Below are 18,085 nucleotides of genomic sequence, written 5' to 3' on the forward strand. Positions count from 1 at the left end.
GAAAAAATCTATCAAGTGTTTTTTTTATTTTTTATTTCAACCGTTGAAACATTAGGCAAATTGCTTAAATCCACCTCTTTTTGCTGAAAATTAATACTACAAACTATCGAATTCTTTAGCAAACTGGCTAACTTTATCCCAATCGGTATATTCAATCTCTGTTTTAGGATCTGTAGGCCCATCGGTCATCTTCATAATAAAGCGGATCATTGTCTTATCAAACCAGCCATATTGTGGATACATCAGCGCCCCAGCAAAAACCGACTTCAAACTTGGCTGCCAAGGACTTTTTTCTAGAAATTTCCGTGTATACGCGTTTGTTTCAGGTGAGTTTTTACCTTCCTTCCTAGCCGTTAAATTAACAGCAAAAAAAGCTGTTTTCATTGAATTCAATTGGTTTTGGTGTGTCGTTGCAAATCGCAGAAGAACTTTATTAAAGTGACCATAGCGTATAGATGCTCCAACTAATACTTTCTCATAGGCAATAACATTAATATTCTTTTCATTATTTAAATCACGAATATCACACTGACGGCCTACGCTGCGTAGCTGCTCTGCAATTTTTAATACAATCTTCTTTGTTTGCCCATCAGTGCTTGAATGTAGAAGTAAGTAACTCATCTTTGATCCTATCACCTAGTCGCGCCAGAACGTTGGCGTGAACAAAACTAACAACGTAAATACTTCAAGACGCCCAAACAGCATCGTTACAACTAATATCCATTTGCCCGCAGGATTCATCGTTGTAAAGTTATCAGCCACTGTTCCAAGCCCCGGCCCTAAGTTATTAAGTGTGGTTGCTATCGCTGAAAAAGCGGAGAACTCATCAACACCAGTTGCTATTAACAGTAATAAACTGACAACAAAGACTAACGCATACGCAGAAAAGAACCCCCATACCGCTTCAATAATCCTTTCAGGCAATGCCCTTTGACCTAGCTTGATGGTATAAACTGCGTTTGGATGTACAAGTCTTTTTAGTTCACGAGATCCCTGTAAAAATAGTAATAAAATACGAATAACCTTCAAACCACCACCCGTTGAACCCGCACATCCACCAACAAATGCTGCACATAATAACAACATGGGTAAAAAAAGCGGCCATCCAGCAAAACTATCTGTCGTAAATCCAGCAGTCGTTGCCATTGATACCACTTGGAAAAATGCTTGATCCAATGTTTGCCCAAACGACCCGTAAACAGAATGGTAGAGTAAAACTAATGTACATATCGTGACTAAAACTAACTGAAAGCTTATAAAAGTTCTAAATTCAGGATCACGCCAGTAAATTCCCAAACTACGCCCAGTCAGTACTGCAAAGTGCAAACCAAAATTACAACCTGAAATAATTAAAAAGACAGCAATTATTGTATTAATTGCAGGACTATTAAAATAGCCTATGCTTGCATCATGGGTTGAGAAGCCGCCAATCGCGATGGTTGAAAAGCTATGAGAGATGGCATCAAAAACATCCATCCCTGCTATCCAGAGTGCGATTGCGCAAATAATTGTCAATAAGACATAAATAAGCCAAAGTGTTTTTGCTGTTTCAGCAATTCTTGGTCGCATTTTATTATCTTTTAGCGGGCCAGGCATCTCAGCGCGATAAAGCTGCATTCCCCCAACACCTAATAAAGGCAGAATGGCAACAGCAAGTACAATGATCCCCATCCCCCCAAGCCACTGTAACATCTGCCGATAAAATAAAATGGCTTTAGGAAGCGTATCCAAACCTGTTAGTGTCGTTGCTCCTGTCGTTGTTAGCCCTGAAAATGATTCGAAAAAAGCGTCAGTGACTGAAAGGTTTGGCTTTTCAGAAAAGATAAATGGTAATGCCCCAACACTACCCAGCACAGTCCAGAACAGAACTACGATCAAAAAGCCTTCCTTCGCCTTCAATTCGTGTTTGCTGTTACGGGTTGGGATCCATAAAATCAGCCCAATAATAAGCGCTGCAACAAAAGTTTGGCTGAATGCTCGCCCTGCACCGTCACGATAAATTAACGCGACAATACCAGGGACGACCATGGTAAAAGAGAAAATAATGACGAGCAGCCCGACAATACGGGTTATTGCACGAAAATGCATTCGGCAGGTTCCTTGCTAACCAATAGACTATTCAGATTCTGTTATGAGTTCCAAAGCTCCGCGACTCATATCACGTAATTTATCATTTACTTCTTGCTCTAGGGTAGCAGGAATTGAAATACGCAAAGACACGACCTCATTGTATTCACTATGCAGAACCATTCCTCCAACCTGTACAATGAGCTGCTCAATCGAGCTAATTAATGAATAATCACAAACTAGCTGGAAAGTTTTTTGCGGTACTTTAGTCTGTGTTGGCAACAGTTTAAGAGCTTGCTGGGCACCATTACCATAAGCTTTAACTAACCCACCCGTTCCAAGTTTTATTCCACCGAAATAACGCACAACAACACACGTAATTTCCCCCAACTGGCTCCCAAGTAACTGAGCCATTATCGGTTTACCTGCGGTCCCCGTTGGTTCCCCATCATCAGAAAACCCTAATTGTTGAGAATCATCAGGACGACCAGCAACAAAAGCCCAGCAATGGTGCCGGGCATCTGGGTATTGAGCCTTTATCGATTGAATATAATCTTTTGCTGCATCAATACCTTCAGTATGGGCAAGGTAAGTAATAAAACGACTTTTTTTAATTTCTTCTATATAAGAAATAGATTCAGCCGGTATTAAATAGGGTTTCATTACGGTAGTTGCAGGTCTCGTGTCATGTTTTCAATCCGATTATGGTGAATGATGATGTTATCTTCAATACGAATACCACCATAAGGTTTGAACTGTTCAATTTTTTCCCAATTAAAATATTGGCTAAACTCACCTGAACGCCAGGAGGCTAAGAGAGACTCAATAAAGTAAAGGCCAGGCTCAATTGTCAGCACCATTCTTGGTTCTAAGACTCGTGTACAGCGCAGGAAAGGATACATTTTTGGCGCAGCAAGCAAAGTGCCATCCTCATCTTGCATAAAGCCAGCCGCATCATGAACCTGTAAACCAAGTGGATGCCCTAAGCCATGTGGTAAAAATGGTGTCGTTAAGCCTTTATCTACCATAGCTTCTTCACTAATACCTTTAATTATTGAATGTTTTTTCAGTAACTTGGCAATTCGGTGATGCATATCAACATGATAGTCAGTATAGCGAACACCCGCTTTGATGGTGTCTATTAATGCAAGTTGCTCTTTATTTAGATCCGCAACCAGTGCAGCAAAATCGCTTTTATTTTTGGCCGCATAGGTACGAGTTATATCCGCTGCATAACCGTTATACTCAGCGCCTGCATCAATTAAAAAGCTTCTAATTTCACTTGGGACTTGCTGTTGTAATTTGGTGTAGTGCAATACTGCCGCATTTTCATTGAGCGCAACAATATTGCCATAAGGAACATCTGTATCGCGATGACCAGTTGCTTGCAAGTAACTAATATTAATATCAAACTCACTCATGCCAGCCTGAAATGCTTCAAATGCAGATAAATGACCATTAACTGCCATTTTTTGCGCTTCACGCATGCAATACATTTCATAATCTGTTTTATAAGAGCGGTGGTAATGATAGAAGTCGATAACCGATTTTGGGTTAATATTGTGTTGGCTAATCCCCAGTGATTCAGCTCTTGCTTTGGAGGAACCAATATAAGCAACATTATCTTTTGCTAGATTAGTCAGAAATTCACTGATGTCATCTGCATTTTTCAGATGGATAAGTTCAACTTCTTTAGTCCAAAAACTTGTTGGTAGTGGCTCAACGCTATGCCAATAATCAACCGGTGAATAAAACCATAATTTAGGCTTATTCACACCATCGACTAATAACCATGAATGCGGTACATCGGTGACAGGTACCCAAGCTTTAAAGTGTGGATTTACTTTAAAGGGGTAATCACTATCATCGAGGAAGATACGTATAGGTTCACCCGAATGAATCAATATGGCGTCTAGCTTGCTGCGTTGTAAGACTTGCTGAGTTGTTGTTTGCAAAGTTTTAATATGTTCAGCGTAGAGTGCAGTCAGTTTTTCCATTTCATTCAACCTTTCAGCTTTATAAGAAAATCCAAGCTTAGCACGTTCTTTAATTTACTGGTATGCAGTCTAAGCAGGGAATAAATTAACATATTGATTATTATAATGAATACTATTTCATAACTGTTGTATTTATCTTATTTGCTGTGATCACCATTCCACTTTTGTTATTGATTATTTGCATTCCTTTAACATTCTAGTCACACTAAATCCATCTGGTCGTACCAGATGATTAAATCATCATAAGGAGAACGGCATGCTTTATCAAAGTGAAACGATCTATGTTCAATGGTTGAAAACAGGTATTGCAGAACTCGTTTTTAACTCACCTGGGCCAATAAATAAGTTGGATACTCATACCGTTGCTTCACTTGATGAAGCAGTCTCTGTTCTTGAACAACAATCTGATTTATTAGGGGTTATTTTAAGATCAGACAAGCCTGCTTTCATTGTAGGCGCTGATATCAAAGAATTCCTGTCACTATTTGAGGCATCTGCTGAAACACTTAGTGAATGGCTAAGTTACGCTAATCATATCTTTAATCGTATTGAAGATTTGCCTGTACCTACTCTCAGCGCCATTAATGGCTATGCATTGGGTGGTGGCTGTGAATGCATTCTTTCCACTGATCTGCGTATTGCCACCCCAGATGCACGCGTTGGCCTTCCAGAAACTAAATTGGGGATCATGCCTGGTTTCGGTGGCTCTGTTCGCCTTCCTCGATTAATCGGTTTAGATAGCGCTCTTGAAATTATTACCGCTGGTAAAGATGTTGGCGCAACTGAGGCATTAAAATTAGGCTTAGTTGATGCTGTCGTTGAAGCAGAGAAACTACCACAAGCGGCAGTTCAGCTTATTGAATCAGCGATTTCAGGTGCAATTAACTGGCAACAAAGGCGTCAACCTAAGTTGCAACCATTGCAACTTAGTCCTATAGAACAAACGATGAGCTTTAATGTTGCAAAAGGTATGGTTTACAAAGTAGCGGGTAAACATTACCCAGCACCAATGGCAGCAGTCAATACAATCGAAAAAGCAGCAAACTGCGCTAGAGATGAAGCGTTAAAATACGAAACAGCTACCTTTGTTCCCCTTGCACACAGCGATGTTGCTCGCTCTTTAGTCAGTATTTTTCTTAATGACCAACAAGTTAAAGCAGCGAGTAAACAGCTTTCTCGGCATGTTGATGCACCTCAGCATGCTGCAGTGCTTGGTGCAGGAATAATGGGTGGAGGGATAGCTTATCAATCCGCAAGTAAAGGTGTTCCTGTTCTAATGAAAGACATCAATGAAAAATCGTTAGATTTGGGCATTGAAGAAGCTCATAAATTATTAAATGGGCAATTTGAAAGAGGGAAAATCAGCGCCTCTAAAATGGCAAAAACACTCGCATCTATTCACCCATCTCTTTCTTATGCAGGTATTGAAGATGCACAAGTTATTGTTGAAGCAGTTGTAGAAAATCCGAAAATTAAAGCGGCTGTACTCGCAGAAGTTGAGCCTTTAATCAGTTCTGAAACTGTCTTAGCATCTAACACATCGACAATTCCTATCACTGAGCTAGCAAAAGCACTCAAACGACCTGAAAACTTCTGTGGGATGCACTTCTTTAATCCAGTACACCGCATGCCATTAGTTGAAATCATTCGTGGGGAAAAAACATCCGATGACACAATTGCTAAAGTCGTTGCCTATGCAAGCAGAATGGGTAAAACACCTATTGTTGTCAATGACTGTCCAGGCTTCTTTGTTAATAGAGTGCTATTTCCTTATTTTGCAGGTTTCAACTTATTATTACAGGATGGTGCGGACTTTAGAGAAATTGATAAAGTCATGGAAAAAGAATTTGGTTGGCCAATGGGCCCAGCCTATTTACTTGATGTCGTTGGTATTGATACCGCCTTTCATGCAGAGCAAGTGATGGCACAAGGCTTCCCTGAGCGTATGAGTAAAACCCGTAAAAATGCCATTGATGTAATGTTTGAAGAGAAACGCTTTGGGCAGAAAAATGGTAAAGGTTTTTATCAGTATGAAAAAGATAAAAAAGGCAAACCGAAAAAAATTGATGATCCTGCAACTGATGAGCTATTAGCACCAATCAGTAGTCCGAAGAAATCATTCACAAAAGAAGAGATCATTGCTCGAATGATGCTCCCTATGATCAACGAAGTTGTCCGTTGTTTAGAAGAAGGGATCATTCACAGCCCTGCTGATGCAGACATTGCTTTAGTTTATGGTCTTGGCTTTCCCCCTTTCCGTGGGGGAGCATTCCGCTATTTAGATACTGTTGGTACGACATCTTACGCTAAAACAGCAGAAAACTACGCTGATTTAAGTCCTCTGTATCAAATTCCTGCGGGTCTTAAAGCAAAGTCGCAGACCAATGCTAGTTATTATGCACAACCTCCTGTTGTGGCAATCGATATTCAAAAAGTTGCGAGAGGCTAAAAGTATGGAAAATGTCGTTATTATCGATGGAATACGTACACCAATGGGTCGTTCAAAGGGTGGAGTATTTCGCCAAGTCCGAGCGGAAGACCTCTCTGCACACCTAATGAATACTATTTTTGAACGCAACCCAAATGCCAGTAAGAAAGAGCTTGATGATATTATTTGGGGTTGTGTACAACAAACACTTGAGCAAGGGTTTAATGTCGCTAAAAATGCCGCACTACTCACTGATATTCCCCATACAGTGCCCGCAGTGACCGTTAACCGTTTATGTGGGTCGTCTATGCAAGCCATTCATGATGCAAGTCGATTAATCATGACTGGGGATGCACATTCAGTATTAGTTGGTGGTGTTGAACATATGGGTCATGTTCCGATGACTCATGGTATAGATATGAACCCTAAATTAACGTTGAGGGTTGCAAAAGCGGCTGGTGCAATGGGGTTAACAGCAGAAATGCTGGCTAAAATGTATAAAATTAGCCGTGAAGAACAAGACACATTCGCACTCCGCTCTCATCAAAGAGCAGCTCAGGCAACCAAAAATGGTTCATTTAAGTATGAAATAGCCCCTATTGCAGGGCACGACAGTAATGGAAACCTATTTGCTGTCGATTACGATGAAGTGATTCGTTTTGACGCTAACTTAGCAGGATTAGCAGCATTGAGACCTGCTTTTGACCCTATAAGTGGCACTGTAACTGCAGGTAACTCATCCGCTCTTTCTGATGGCGCATCTGCAATGCTGATCACCAGTGAAAGTTATGCCAAAAACAATGGTATAAAACCAAGAGCACGGGTTCGTTCAATGGCTGTTGTGGGCTGTGATCCTTCCATTATGGGCTTTGGGCCTGTTCCAGCCACTGAGTTAGCACTCAAACGAGCAGGATTATCATTAACTGATATCGATATCATTGAGTTAAATGAAGCATTCGCTGCGCAATCTATCGCTTGCTTGAAGGGCCTTAAGCTACCAGAAAATCAAATTGATGAAAAAGTAAACCTTAACGGTGGAGCTATCGCATTAGGTCACCCTCTCGGGTGTTCTGGAACGAGGATCACCACCGCTTTACTGAATCAATTAGAGCAGAAGGATAAACAATTCGGTCTAGCAACTATGTGCATTGGGTTTGGCCAAGGGATAGCAACTATCATTGAGCGCATATAAAAACCCAATACTCTGAATGGCTCAAGGGGTAACAGGGCTGGCAATCTACATTAATTAATCAATACAAGGTAACTATTGATTATAAAATATCGCCAGCAATGTTGCTACTTGATATATATACTCTAAATAATTCGAGTTGCAGGTAGGCGACAAGTGAAGATAGACGATGAGCATAGATAAACTATGTGATTCGGCTAGCTGAGCGTAGTCAACCCCCCTGCAACTCGAAGTATGACGAGTATAGAGGGTATCCACTATTTGCCGTAGTGTTGTTGTATGTTGTCAACATTCCCGCCTAGTCAGGGGCGGGCTTTTTTAATTGTAAAAAAACAAAAGGAATTAATAGATTAATTAAATGAACTCGTAAGCATCGCCAAACAGCTGTTCTGACTTTGCTCCACGCTCCGCACAAAAACGTTCTCTTGCGATTTTAGCCATCTCAAAACGACCCGCGATGTAAATATCATAAGCAGATAAATCACCAAAATCGTCTAATACTGCACTTAATACCGTTCCTGAGCGCCCTCGCCATAATTCATCAGGCTGCTCAACAATAGGAACTATTTTCAAGTTAGTATAGCGTTCGCTGAGAGCTTGCAGTTCCCCCAAATCATACAAGTGCTCTAACTGGCGTCCTCCCCAATAAAAAGTGATATCACGAGCAGGGTTTTCCATTAAAGCAGCGAGTAGTACTGAATGTGTATAAGAAAAACCTGTACCACCAGCAACTAAGATCATCGGGTTTTGGCTGTTTTCTCTAAACCATGCTTTGCCATGAGGGATATCAATATCAATGCGACGCTGATCTAGGATCCTATCCATGACTGCCATTGCATAAAGATTGATTTCAGAAGCGCCAATATGAAGCTCAATTGTTTCGTTATTTGCAGGCGTTGAAGCCATAGAAAATGGACGCTTATCCCGTTCATCCATTATGACCATAAGGTATTGACCTGCTTTAAAATGAAAAGGGCCATCTGGCAACAAAATAACCCGATAAACGGTATTAGTTATAGACTCAACAGATGTGACTTTGCAGCTCAAAGTTGCCATGGCTCCCCTCTTATTTTCCAAAAATATTCAATTGTTCCCAAATATCATCAACTCGCGACTTTACTTTTTCATCCATAACAATAGGTCGCCCCCATTCCCTGCTTGTTTCTCCAGGCCATTTATTCGTTGCGTCTAGTCCCATTTTTGAACCTAAACCTGATACTGGCGAAGCAAAATCAAGATAGTCTATTGGCGTGTTTTCCATCATAACAGTATCACGAGCAGGATCCATACGCGTCGTAATTGCCCATATCACATCTTTCCAATCCCGAGCATTGATATCATCATCACAAACAATGACAAATTTTGTATACATAAATTGTCGAAGGTATGACCAAACCCCCATCATCACTCTTTTGGCATGACCCGCATATTGTTTCTTCATCGTGACAACGGCAAGGCGATAAGAGCAACCTTCTGGTGGTAAGTAAAAATCAACAATCTCAGGGAACTGTTTCTGTAGAATTGGCACTAAGACTTCATTCAGTGCTTCGCCAAGTACAGCTGGTTCATCTGGCGGGCGCCCAGTATAGGTTGAATGATAAATAGCATCACGACGTTGAGTAACGTGTGTGACAGTAAATACAGGAAAGCTATCAATTTCATTATAATAGCCGGTGTGGTCACCATATGGACCTTCTGGCGCTAGCTCACCTTGCTCGATATAACCTTCGAGAATAATCTCAGCACCAGCTGGCACTTCAAGATCATTCGAGATGCATTTCACAACTTCAGTTTTATTACCCCGTAATAGGCCAGCAAATGCATATTCAGATAATGTATCAGGTACAGGCGTCACTGCTCCTAGAATAGTAGCGGGATCGGCACCTAATGCAACTGCAACAGGAAACCTTTCACCTGGATGTTGTTGGCACCACTCTTGAAAATCAAGGGCGCCACCACGATGTGAAAGCCAACGCATGATAACTTTATTTTTACTCAAAACTTGTTGACGATAGATACCTAAATTTTGGCGTTCCTTATTTGGCCCTCGAGTGACAGTCAAGCCCCAGGTGATCAAAGGTGCTGCATCTTCAGGCCAACAATGCATGACAGGAATTTTTGTTAAATCGACATCGTCACCTGCCCAAATTTGCTCTTGGCAAGGCGCTGAACTCAACCTTTTTGCCGGCATATTTAACACCTGCTTAAATTTAGGTAACTTATCAAATAGGTCACGGAACCCTTTTGGAGGATCAGGTTCTTTTAGGAAAGCAAGCAATTTGCCAACATCATGTAATGCTTTAATGTCTTCTTGTCCCATTCCCATAGCAACTCGTTTCGTGGTGCCAAACAAGTTACACAGAACAGGCATGTTATAGCCTTTGGGATTTTCAAATAGTAAGGCCGGCCCCCCCGCTCTAAGAGTACGATCGGCTATTTCCGTCATTTCGAGGTAAGGATCGACCTCCATCGTAATACGTTTTAATTCGCCTTGCTTTTCTAGCTGGGCAATGAAGTCTCTTAGGTCACGGTATTTCATTGTCATCTTTTACTATTACAGAGGGAGTCTCATTATAAGACGTCCGGCCAAGGTTACAAGTTACCCATAAAAACTATGTACAATCAATATGTTTATCATTTAAAACATATTATTTTATTGGCAATCAAATGGAACAAGCTCTTTTAATGATAAAGTATCAAATTGTTCAGGGAAGGATTGATTGTGTTTAAATAGTTTAAACCCATCACCTTTGCCACTAAAATACTCTAAAGTATTACCTTTAATTTGCAAACCACTGCCTTCTCTGAGTGCAACGACTGTTTCATGTGGGTTTATCACACAAAACTCTTGCAACCTTTCATCACGCGTTTCTCCCATATGACCTGAAATATGAGCATCAATATAGTGAGGGTTAATTTGTAATGGGAACAGGCCTAATGATGGCATAATAACGGCATTGCTTACAGGCATATCATTGGTTGTACGAATACTTGGCGTGGCAACGTTACAACCAGCACTCCATCCGATATAGGGCACACTACGTTCTCTCACCGCCCGCTGAATAGCGACGATCAAGCCATTTTCATGCAAGCATTTATTTAACCACCAAGTATTTCCACCACTCACCAATATGCACTCAGCCTGCTCAATCGCTTCCACAGGACTGGAAAAATGTTCAATGGACGTGACTTTAATACCTAATGCATCGCTTAATTGCTCTGCTCTTTCATCATGAGAACCACGCAAGACCGCATAAGGAACAAGTACTGCTGATTTAATATTTTTACGCGTGATCACTTCATTGATACGAGGTAATGCATAACTCAGCCACACAGGGTTATTTGGAAGCTTACCGTTACTCAATAAAAAAATTTCCATACTGTCTCCTAGATAACGAGTTGTTACACTACAGTTAACGACAATTGATTGCACTTAAGTTAAGATATGTTTCTGATTATGAATGATATTCTTACTTAATCGATTAGTCACATTTTTATGCGCTAATTTGTTATGATGAGCATAATTTTGTTAGGCTGGATTTGAAAAATGGAAAAGTGGTATCTGTTATATTGTAAACGAGGCCAAATCGATAGGGCTATAGAGAACCTGAGTAGGCAAGAAGTTATCTGCATAACACCAATGGCAGATATTGAAAAGGTCATTCGAGGAAAACGCACCACAGTCCAAGAACCGTTATTTCCTAATTATCTGTTTGTCAAATTTGATCATAATGAGATCCATACGACCACAGTGCAATCAACACGAGGGGTTAGCCACTTTGTCCGTTTTGGCCAATTACCTGCTATTGTTCCAGATGAGCTAATTGAATTATTACAACAAACAGAACTTGCTCACCTTGTCGCGCCCGAAACCCCCATGCATGGTGATAATGTTCTAATTACCGAAGGAATATTTGCAGGTATTCAAGCAATCTACGATGAGCCAAATGGTGAAACACGCTCAATTCTTTTACTCAATATTTTGAATAAGAGTGTAACCAAAGTTCTCGATAACACCCAATTTAAAAAACTACCTGAATAAAAATAAAAAAACCCACAATCATGTGGGTTTTAATCTGCTAGCTATATTTTATGACTCTTCTTTCTCTTCATCTTCTTCATCGTTTTCAGATCTTCGGCGACCTTTACCTACATAGAAATTAGATAAAAGCACACCAAGCTCAAACAACAGATACATTGGAACAGCAAGCAATGTTTGAGAAAGTACATCAGGCGGCGTTAAGAACATCCCAATAATAAATGCACCAACTAAGATGTATGGGCGTTTACGTTTTAATGACTCAGGTGTTGTTACACCAGTCCAGCATAATAAAATAATGGCAATAGGTACTTCAAATGCCGCACCAAATGCCATAAACAATGTCATAACAAAGCTCAGATATTTGCTGATATCTGGAATAAAATTAACGCTGTCAGGAGTCGTCTTGACAAAAAAACCAAATGCTAGTGGGAAGACCACAAAATAAGCAAATGCCATTCCCAAATAGAAAAGGAAACTACTAGAAACCAATAAAGGCAACATTAACCTACGTTCATGTTTATACAGCGCAGGAGCTATAAATGCCCATATTTGATAAAGGATCACAGGTATCGAAAGAAATACTGACACCATCATCGTCAATTTAATAGGGGTAAAGAATGTGGATGCCACGTCTGTTGCGCTCATTTGGGAGCCAACAGGAAGCTTATCAATCAAAGGGGCGGCAACTAGCCGATAAATATCATTTGAAAAGTAAGCCAGAGCAGCAAATACAATTAAAACCGTGATCAAACAGTTTAGTAGCCGCTTCCTTAATTCAATGAGGTGGCTAATAAGTGGTTGTGTATCATTTACAGCCATGTTCTATTTTTCGCTTTCTATCTGATGAGGGTTTTTCTTTGCATCAATGTTGTTTTCTGGAGAGCTTTCGCCTTTAGCAGGTGCAGGCTCCTCAACAACTTCTGCCATTTTGGCTGCATATTCAGGATCAGGATCTGACTCTTGTACCTGTGAAATTGTCGTTTGCGCATCTTTCACTGCACTATCATAGCTGTCAGTTAACTCTTTAGCTTTCTGCAATTCATTTTCCACACTATCAGTCGTTGATTGATAGCCTGATTTTAAAGACTGCGCCGCTTGACGAAGTTCATCCATCGATTGTTTTAGTTCAGGAGAAAGTGCTTCCATACCAGCCTTCTCCTCAACTTTTTTCAACGTTTCTTGCAGTTCTTGTAACTTCAGCTCTTGTGACAATTCATTTTGCACATTAGCAGCTAGCGAGCGCATAGCACGGATCCAACCAGCAACAGTTCTCACTGCCACTGGTAAACGCTCAGGCCCCAATACAACAAGACCGATAACTGCAACAAGCAGTAGTTCACTGAAACCTATGTCAAACACGGTTTAACCCTACTCTTTATTTTTGCTCTCAACTGGGCTATCTTTCTTTTCGGTAGCCTGTTGCTCTGTGATATTTTTGGTCGCAAAATCAGCATCTTGTTTCTCTTGCTCTTCTTTTGCAGCCTTAGCAGCTTCATCATCGTTCATTGCTTTTTTAAAGCCTTTCAATGACTCACCTAAATCCGATCCCAGAGAACGTAGTTTTTTGGTGCCGAAAATTAAAATAATAAGTAGAGCAATAATGATAAGTTGCCAAGGGCTACCAAAAGCGGCCGTTGCAATAGTTGATTCCATTGTTTATACCTCTGTAAAAGTGGGATCAATAGTTATTTATCCCATTATATACAACCTAGCACCAATACGGAAATATTCACAGGCTTATAAACTTGTCACAAAACAAGGTTTACTTAATTTTTCCCTGATTTACACCAGCCAATAACCCATGACAACACCCCAGCAGACATAAATGCTACAGCCATCCTTGTAGAGTCCGAAATAAAGAATAAACTACCGCAAAGGATAAATGTTGCACCAATTCCTAATAGGTATTGTGATTTACGTTGTTTGCTACGCTGATCTTTCAGTTGTTCAGCAAGTTGCTCAATATTTGACTGCAAAAACTTATGTTGACGTAAAGCACCATAAATTAAATCAGGAATTTCAGGCATTTTTTCTGCCCAATAAGGCGCTTTTTCTTTTAACGCTTTAGTAATTGCAGGCAGCCCAACTTGGCTATGGATCCAGTCTTCTAAGAATGGTTTAGCAGTCTTCCATAAATCTAATTGTGGGTATAACTGACGGCCTAAGCCTTCTACATAGAGTAACGTTTTTTGCAGCAATACCAATTGAGGCTGAACTTCCATATTAAACCGACGAGCAGTATTAAAGAGATTCAGTAACACATGCCCAAATGATATTTCTGCTAGCGGTTTTTCAAAAATAGGCTCACAAACGGTTCTAATAGCAAACTCAAAATCTTCAACATTGGTATCTGCGGGCACCCAACCTGAATCAACATGCAGTTCGGCAACTTTACGGTAATCGCGGTTAAAGAAAGCAATAAAGTTTTCCGCAAGATAACGTTTATCTTCTTTATTTAATGAACCGACAATACCACAGTCGATACCAATATAAAGCGGATCCTCTGGATGGTCATAGCTGACAAAAATATTGCCTGGGTGCATATCTGCATGGAAAAAGCTGTCACGAAAAACTTGAGTAAAAAAGACTTTTACGCCTCTTTCAGCCAAGATCTTCATATTCGTTCCTTGCGCTTTTAGAGCTGTAATATCAGAAACAGGGATACCATAAATACGCTCCATCACCATGACATTTTCACGGCAATAATCAGCATAGACTTCAGGTATATATAACATTGAGCTGTTTTCGAAATTACGGCGCAACTGGATCGCATTCGCAGATTCACGTAAAAGATTTAATTCATCAATTAGCGTTTTTTCGTACTCACGTACCACTTCTTTAGGGCGCAAACGTCGCCCATCAGGCAGTAAGGGCACCCAATTCGCTATACGATACATCAATTTCACATCAGCTTTGATGATAGGTAAGATATCGGGACGGATGACTTTTAAAACAATCTCTTTGCCATTTTCTTTGAGCTTTGCAGTGTGAACCTGAGCGATTGACGCTGACGCTAATGCTTTCTCATCAAAATCATCAAACCATTGTTCTAATGGCCCACCTAGCGACTCTTCAATATAGCGACGTGCTAATTTACCATCGAAGCTAGCGACCTTATCTTGTAATAGTGAGAGTTGATCTGCAATTGCGGGAGGGAAGAGATCACGGCGTGTTGAGAGCATTTGACCGAACTTAATCCATACAGGACCAAGTTCTTGTAACGCTAAACGTAAGCGTTCACCAAGTTCTTTACCTTGATGTTGATTTTTAATCCAAAAAAAGCCAAAACGGCCAATACGCAATGGTAAGGTCAATTTAATTTTTGGGATTAATTCATCTAAACCATACGAGAGGAATACCCGAATAATGAAGTAGAGGCGTTTTATTTCACCGGGCGTCATTCTTCTCCTCCAACTGACTCAATCGTTTTTCTAACTCGTTAAGTGAGCCAGAAACTTGTTCAATTTCATCGCTGAAATAAGCAAGCTCAAGTGGATTTGGTGCCATTTTCCACTCTTCAAGTAACGTATCTTTTATATAGGTTTTTTGCCTATCAACAAGATGAGAAGCGAGGCTTACACCTTTCCTTAGCACCTGGCTGAGACCTTGAGCCGCTACGTCACCTAAGTAAGGTGACAAATAATGAGCAGGATCCCAAATGGCCATATCCAGTAGTGATGACCAATGTTGTACAACCTGCATATCCCCTTCAATAACAATATCACCACTGTTAATCAATTGGGAGAGCTGTTGCTTATCTTTAAGCTTAATCAGTGTGAACAACGAGGTTTTAATTGTGCAGTCGGCAGGTTCATGCCATTGGCTTAACACATCAACATGGTTATCAGTGAAGATCAGCGTCAGCGTTTTATTAAACTCTTTTAAGTCGATAGACATCACTTTTCCCGCTAAGCGAACTCGAGCAGGTTTTAGTACCGCCTCTTTGAATAGCATATGATTCAAAGACGTTTCCATAAAAGCAGTCATTAAAGAATATAACACTGTGTTTTGGCTTTCTGCCTGTGCTGATGTGGCTTCCATCTTAGAATTTAAACCCTTTATGCAATGCAACAATACCACCAGTCATATTGGTGTAAGAGACTTGCTCAAGCCCTGCATTTTCCATCATTAACTTGAGAGTTTCTTGATCAGGGTGCATACGTATAGATTCTGCAAGATAACGATAACTATCAGGATCCCCAACAATCGCTTGCCCAATACGCGGTAAAATATGGAATGAATAAGCGTCATAAGCTTTATTCAGTGGCTCAATAACAGGCTTAGAGAATTCAAGAACAAGCAAACGACCACCCGGTTTTAACACTCTAAACATAGAACGCAACGCTTTGTCTTTATCGGTGACGTTACGCAAACCAAATGAGATGGTGATGCAATCAAAATAGTTATCAGGGAATGGCAACTCTTCGGCGTTAGCCTGAACATAGCTCACATTACCCACGATGCCAAGGTCACGTAATTTTTCGCGGCCCATTTTTAACATCGAATCATTGATATCTGCGAGAACGACCTCACCTTTCTCACCAACAAGGCGAGAGAATTTTGCCGTTAAGTCACCAGTTCCACCAGCGAGGTCAAGCACACGTTGGTTACGACGTACACCACTCGCCTCAATAGTAAAACGCTTCCAGACACGATGAATACCAAAAGACATTAAATCATTCATCAAGTCATATTTTGATGCTACAGAGTGAAAAACATTTGCCACTAGGCCAACTTTATCTTCTTTGCCTACTGTACGGAAACCAAAATCAATGGTCTCTTTTGATGGTTCTGTCATTTCTATTATGCCTGTTTATAATTCAAAACTTTTGTACGAAGTGTAACAGCCTTTACAATAAAACCCTATCAAGAAGTCTAAGATTCCGCACAATATGGCTTATCTGACTTTTCAACTAATTGAGGTGAGATAGGCTGCTTAATCTCAACGCCCATTTCTTTAAAGCTTTCAGCTTGACTAATTAAATTACCACGCCCTTCCGCTAAACGTTTCATCGCAGATTGGTAAGCATGCTCTGCTTTATCAAGGCTGATTCCTAATGCCTGCATATCTTCTACAAAAAGGCGCAGTTTGTCATACATTTTAGCCGCTTTCGCCGCGATTTCTTGCGCATTTTGTCCTTGGCGTTCATAACGCCATAAGTTATTAATGGTGCGCACCGCAACCAGTAAAGTTGATGGGCAAACTAACATGATATTCTGTTTTATCCCTTCATCAAGTAGCTCAGGGGATTCTTTTAAAGCGAGTAAATAGGCTGGTTCAATAGGGATAAACATAAGAACATAATCAAGTGAACGTACGCCTGGTAGCTGATGATAGTCTTTGCGGCTCAATATCCGCATATGATTACGAATTGAAGCAATGTGATTTTTAATTGCATTCGCTTGCTCATCAGGATCTTCACTGTTGAAATAGTTTTCGTAAGCAACTAAAGACATCTTGGCATCAACTACAACGTCTTTTCCTTCAGGTAGGCGAATAATCACATCCGGCTGATAACGACTATTATAGCTGGTATTAATACTAACTTGGGTTTCAAACTCACTACCTTTACGCAAACCAGAGGCCTCTAAGATACGAGCAAGGATGGTCTCTCCCCAATTCCCTTGGATCTTATTATCTCCTTTTAATGCACGTGTTAAATTAACCGTTTCCTTAGTCATTTGGTTATTTAACTGCTGCAATTGACGAATTTCATAGGCAAGAGTATGCCGCTCTTTCGCTTCTTCACCAAAACTTTGCTGAACTTGTTGGCGAAAACCTTCAAGTTGCTCACGAAATGGTGACAACATTGCAATTAAGCTTTTTTGCTGCTGCTCTGAAGCACGACGCTCACTTTGCTCAAAAATACGGTTGGCAAGGTTTTCAAATTGAGTGGTTAATCTCTGCTCACTGTTTTGTAATAACCGCTGCTTTTCTTCATTAGCTAATTGGTTTTGTTCAAAGCGCGTGGTGATTTCCCGCAACTCAGCTTCTTGCTCGCGATTAATATCTCTTAATGTCCGTAGTTCCTGATCAAGACGCTCATACTCATTTTTCCATTCAGAAAGGTAAGCATTTTTTTCATCACTTGCAGCAAGTTGGCGGTGAAGTTGTTGCAAGTCTTGTTCTTTTTGGCTCAATTTTTGTGCAATAGACAACCAGACAGCTAAGCCGCCGACTAAAATACCACCAAGGGCGCCAATCACCCCATATAATAGAGAGGTATCCACAGTTAAATCCTTACATTATGCGATCCAATGTAAAGTAATCGGATACTGTATATCTGTCCAGAAGTAATTTATATAGCAAAAGAAACTGCGAGCAGTTTCGCAAACTGCTGACAAACGTATTCTGTTTGTCG

At 40.5% G+C, this 18,085-nt stretch carries 17 protein-coding genes; 3 read left to right on the forward strand and 14 right to left on the reverse strand.

Going from position 1 to position 18,085, the window contains the following annotated elements; genetic code table 11:
* Nucleotides 1-96: 96 nt before the first annotated feature.
* Genes hemG through pepQ form a run of 4 tightly spaced genes read right to left on the reverse strand, consistent with a single transcriptional unit; the run spans nt 97 to nt 4,064 of the window.
* Nucleotides 97-621, reverse strand: a complete 525-nt coding sequence (gene hemG, locus AC3Z9T_RS17110) for a menaquinone-dependent protoporphyrinogen IX dehydrogenase (RefSeq protein WP_490127298.1) — start codon at nt 619-621, stop codon at nt 97-99.
* A gap of 15 nt (nt 622-636) precedes the next feature.
* Nucleotides 637-2,088, reverse strand: a complete 1,452-nt coding sequence (trkH, locus tag AC3Z9T_RS17115; protein WP_490127299.1) for a Trk system potassium transporter TrkH — start codon at nt 2,086-2,088, stop codon at nt 637-639.
* 27 nt (nt 2,089-2,115) lie between these two features.
* Nucleotides 2,116-2,730 (reverse strand): IMPACT family protein, encoded by a 615-nt coding sequence (locus AC3Z9T_RS17120; protein ID WP_490127300.1) that lies wholly within the window; start codon nt 2,728-2,730, stop codon nt 2,116-2,118.
* Nucleotides 2,730-4,064 carry a Xaa-Pro dipeptidase gene (gene pepQ / locus AC3Z9T_RS17125; protein ID WP_490127301.1) on the reverse strand — a complete coding sequence of 445 codons (1,335 nt, stop codon included), beginning with the start codon at nt 4,062-4,064 and terminating at the stop codon, nt 2,730-2,732. The genes AC3Z9T_RS17120 and pepQ overlap by 1 nt, the downstream gene beginning before the upstream one ends.
* A gap of 256 nt (nt 4,065-4,320) precedes the next feature.
* Between pepQ and fadB the strand changes: the two genes are divergently transcribed.
* Nucleotides 4,321-6,513: a fatty acid oxidation complex subunit alpha FadB gene (gene fadB / locus AC3Z9T_RS17130; protein ID WP_490127302.1), complete on the forward strand. Its 2,193-nt coding sequence runs from the start codon at nt 4,321-4,323 to the stop codon at nt 6,511-6,513.
* 4 nt (nt 6,514-6,517) lie between these two features.
* Complete coding sequence (gene fadA / locus AC3Z9T_RS17135) at nt 6,518-7,684, forward strand: acetyl-CoA C-acyltransferase FadA (protein ID WP_490127303.1); 1,167 nt, start codon at nt 6,518-6,520, stop codon at nt 7,682-7,684.
* Between the two features lie 351 nt (nt 7,685-8,035).
* Here the strand turns inward: fadA and fre are convergent, their stop codons facing one another.
* From fre to pepE, 3 genes are all read right to left on the reverse strand, one after another.
* The gene (fre, locus tag AC3Z9T_RS17140) at nt 8,036-8,737 is read right to left on the reverse strand and encodes an NAD(P)H-flavin reductase (RefSeq protein WP_490127304.1); all 702 of its coding nucleotides are present in this window, start codon (nt 8,735-8,737) and stop codon (nt 8,036-8,038) included.
* A gap of 10 nt (nt 8,738-8,747) precedes the next feature.
* Nucleotides 8,748-10,220, reverse strand: coding sequence for a 4-hydroxy-3-polyprenylbenzoate decarboxylase (gene ubiD, locus AC3Z9T_RS17145; protein WP_490127305.1), 1,473 nt, complete (start codon nt 10,218-10,220; stop codon nt 8,748-8,750).
* A gap of 114 nt (nt 10,221-10,334) precedes the next feature.
* Nucleotides 10,335-11,060, reverse strand: a complete 726-nt coding sequence (pepE, locus tag AC3Z9T_RS17150; protein ID WP_490127306.1) for a dipeptidase PepE — start codon at nt 11,058-11,060, stop codon at nt 10,335-10,337.
* Nucleotides 11,061-11,228: 168 nt separating this feature from the next.
* On the opposite strand from pepE, the gene rfaH reads away from it, so the two are divergent.
* Nucleotides 11,229-11,723 (forward strand): transcription/translation regulatory transformer protein RfaH, encoded by a 495-nt coding sequence (gene rfaH / locus AC3Z9T_RS17155; protein WP_490127307.1) that lies wholly within the window; start codon nt 11,229-11,231, stop codon nt 11,721-11,723.
* A gap of 48 nt (nt 11,724-11,771) precedes the next feature.
* Here rfaH and tatC read toward each other — a convergent pair whose 3' ends face one another.
* The 7 genes from tatC to rmuC form a co-directional block, all read right to left on the reverse strand.
* Entirely contained in the window at nt 11,772-12,542 is a 771-nt protein-coding gene (gene tatC, locus AC3Z9T_RS17160; protein WP_490127308.1) for a Sec-independent protein translocase subunit TatC, read from the reverse strand.
* 3 nt (nt 12,543-12,545) lie between these two features.
* On the reverse strand, nt 12,546-13,082 hold the full coding sequence (gene tatB / locus AC3Z9T_RS17165) for a Sec-independent protein translocase protein TatB (RefSeq protein WP_490127309.1): 537 nt from the start codon (nt 13,080-13,082) through the stop codon (nt 12,546-12,548).
* 9 nt (nt 13,083-13,091) lie between these two features.
* A complete protein-coding gene (tatA, locus tag AC3Z9T_RS17170; RefSeq protein ID WP_490127310.1) occupies nt 13,092-13,376 on the reverse strand; it encodes a twin-arginine translocase TatA/TatE family subunit in 285 nt (94 codons plus the stop codon).
* A 113-nt stretch (nt 13,377-13,489) separates the two neighbouring features.
* On the reverse strand, nt 13,490-15,124 hold the full coding sequence (ubiB, locus tag AC3Z9T_RS17175; protein WP_490127311.1) for a ubiquinone biosynthesis regulatory protein kinase UbiB: 1,635 nt from the start codon (nt 15,122-15,124) through the stop codon (nt 13,490-13,492).
* The gene (locus tag AC3Z9T_RS17180; protein WP_490127312.1) at nt 15,111-15,764 is read right to left on the reverse strand and encodes a ubiquinone biosynthesis accessory factor UbiJ; all 654 of its coding nucleotides are present in this window, start codon (nt 15,762-15,764) and stop codon (nt 15,111-15,113) included. Before AC3Z9T_RS17180 ends, ubiB begins: the two co-directional genes overlap by 14 nt.
* Nucleotide 15,765: 1 nt before the next feature.
* A complete protein-coding gene (ubiE, locus tag AC3Z9T_RS17185; RefSeq protein WP_490127313.1) occupies nt 15,766-16,521 on the reverse strand; it encodes a bifunctional demethylmenaquinone methyltransferase/2-methoxy-6-polyprenyl-1,4-benzoquinol methylase UbiE in 756 nt (251 codons plus the stop codon).
* A 77-nt stretch (nt 16,522-16,598) separates the two neighbouring features.
* The gene (gene rmuC / locus AC3Z9T_RS17190; RefSeq protein ID WP_490127314.1) at nt 16,599-17,954 is read right to left on the reverse strand and encodes a DNA recombination protein RmuC; all 1,356 of its coding nucleotides are present in this window, start codon (nt 17,952-17,954) and stop codon (nt 16,599-16,601) included.
* Nucleotides 17,955-18,085 lie beyond the last annotated feature (131 nt).

The organism is Providencia sp. 6390, assembly GCF_058148425.1.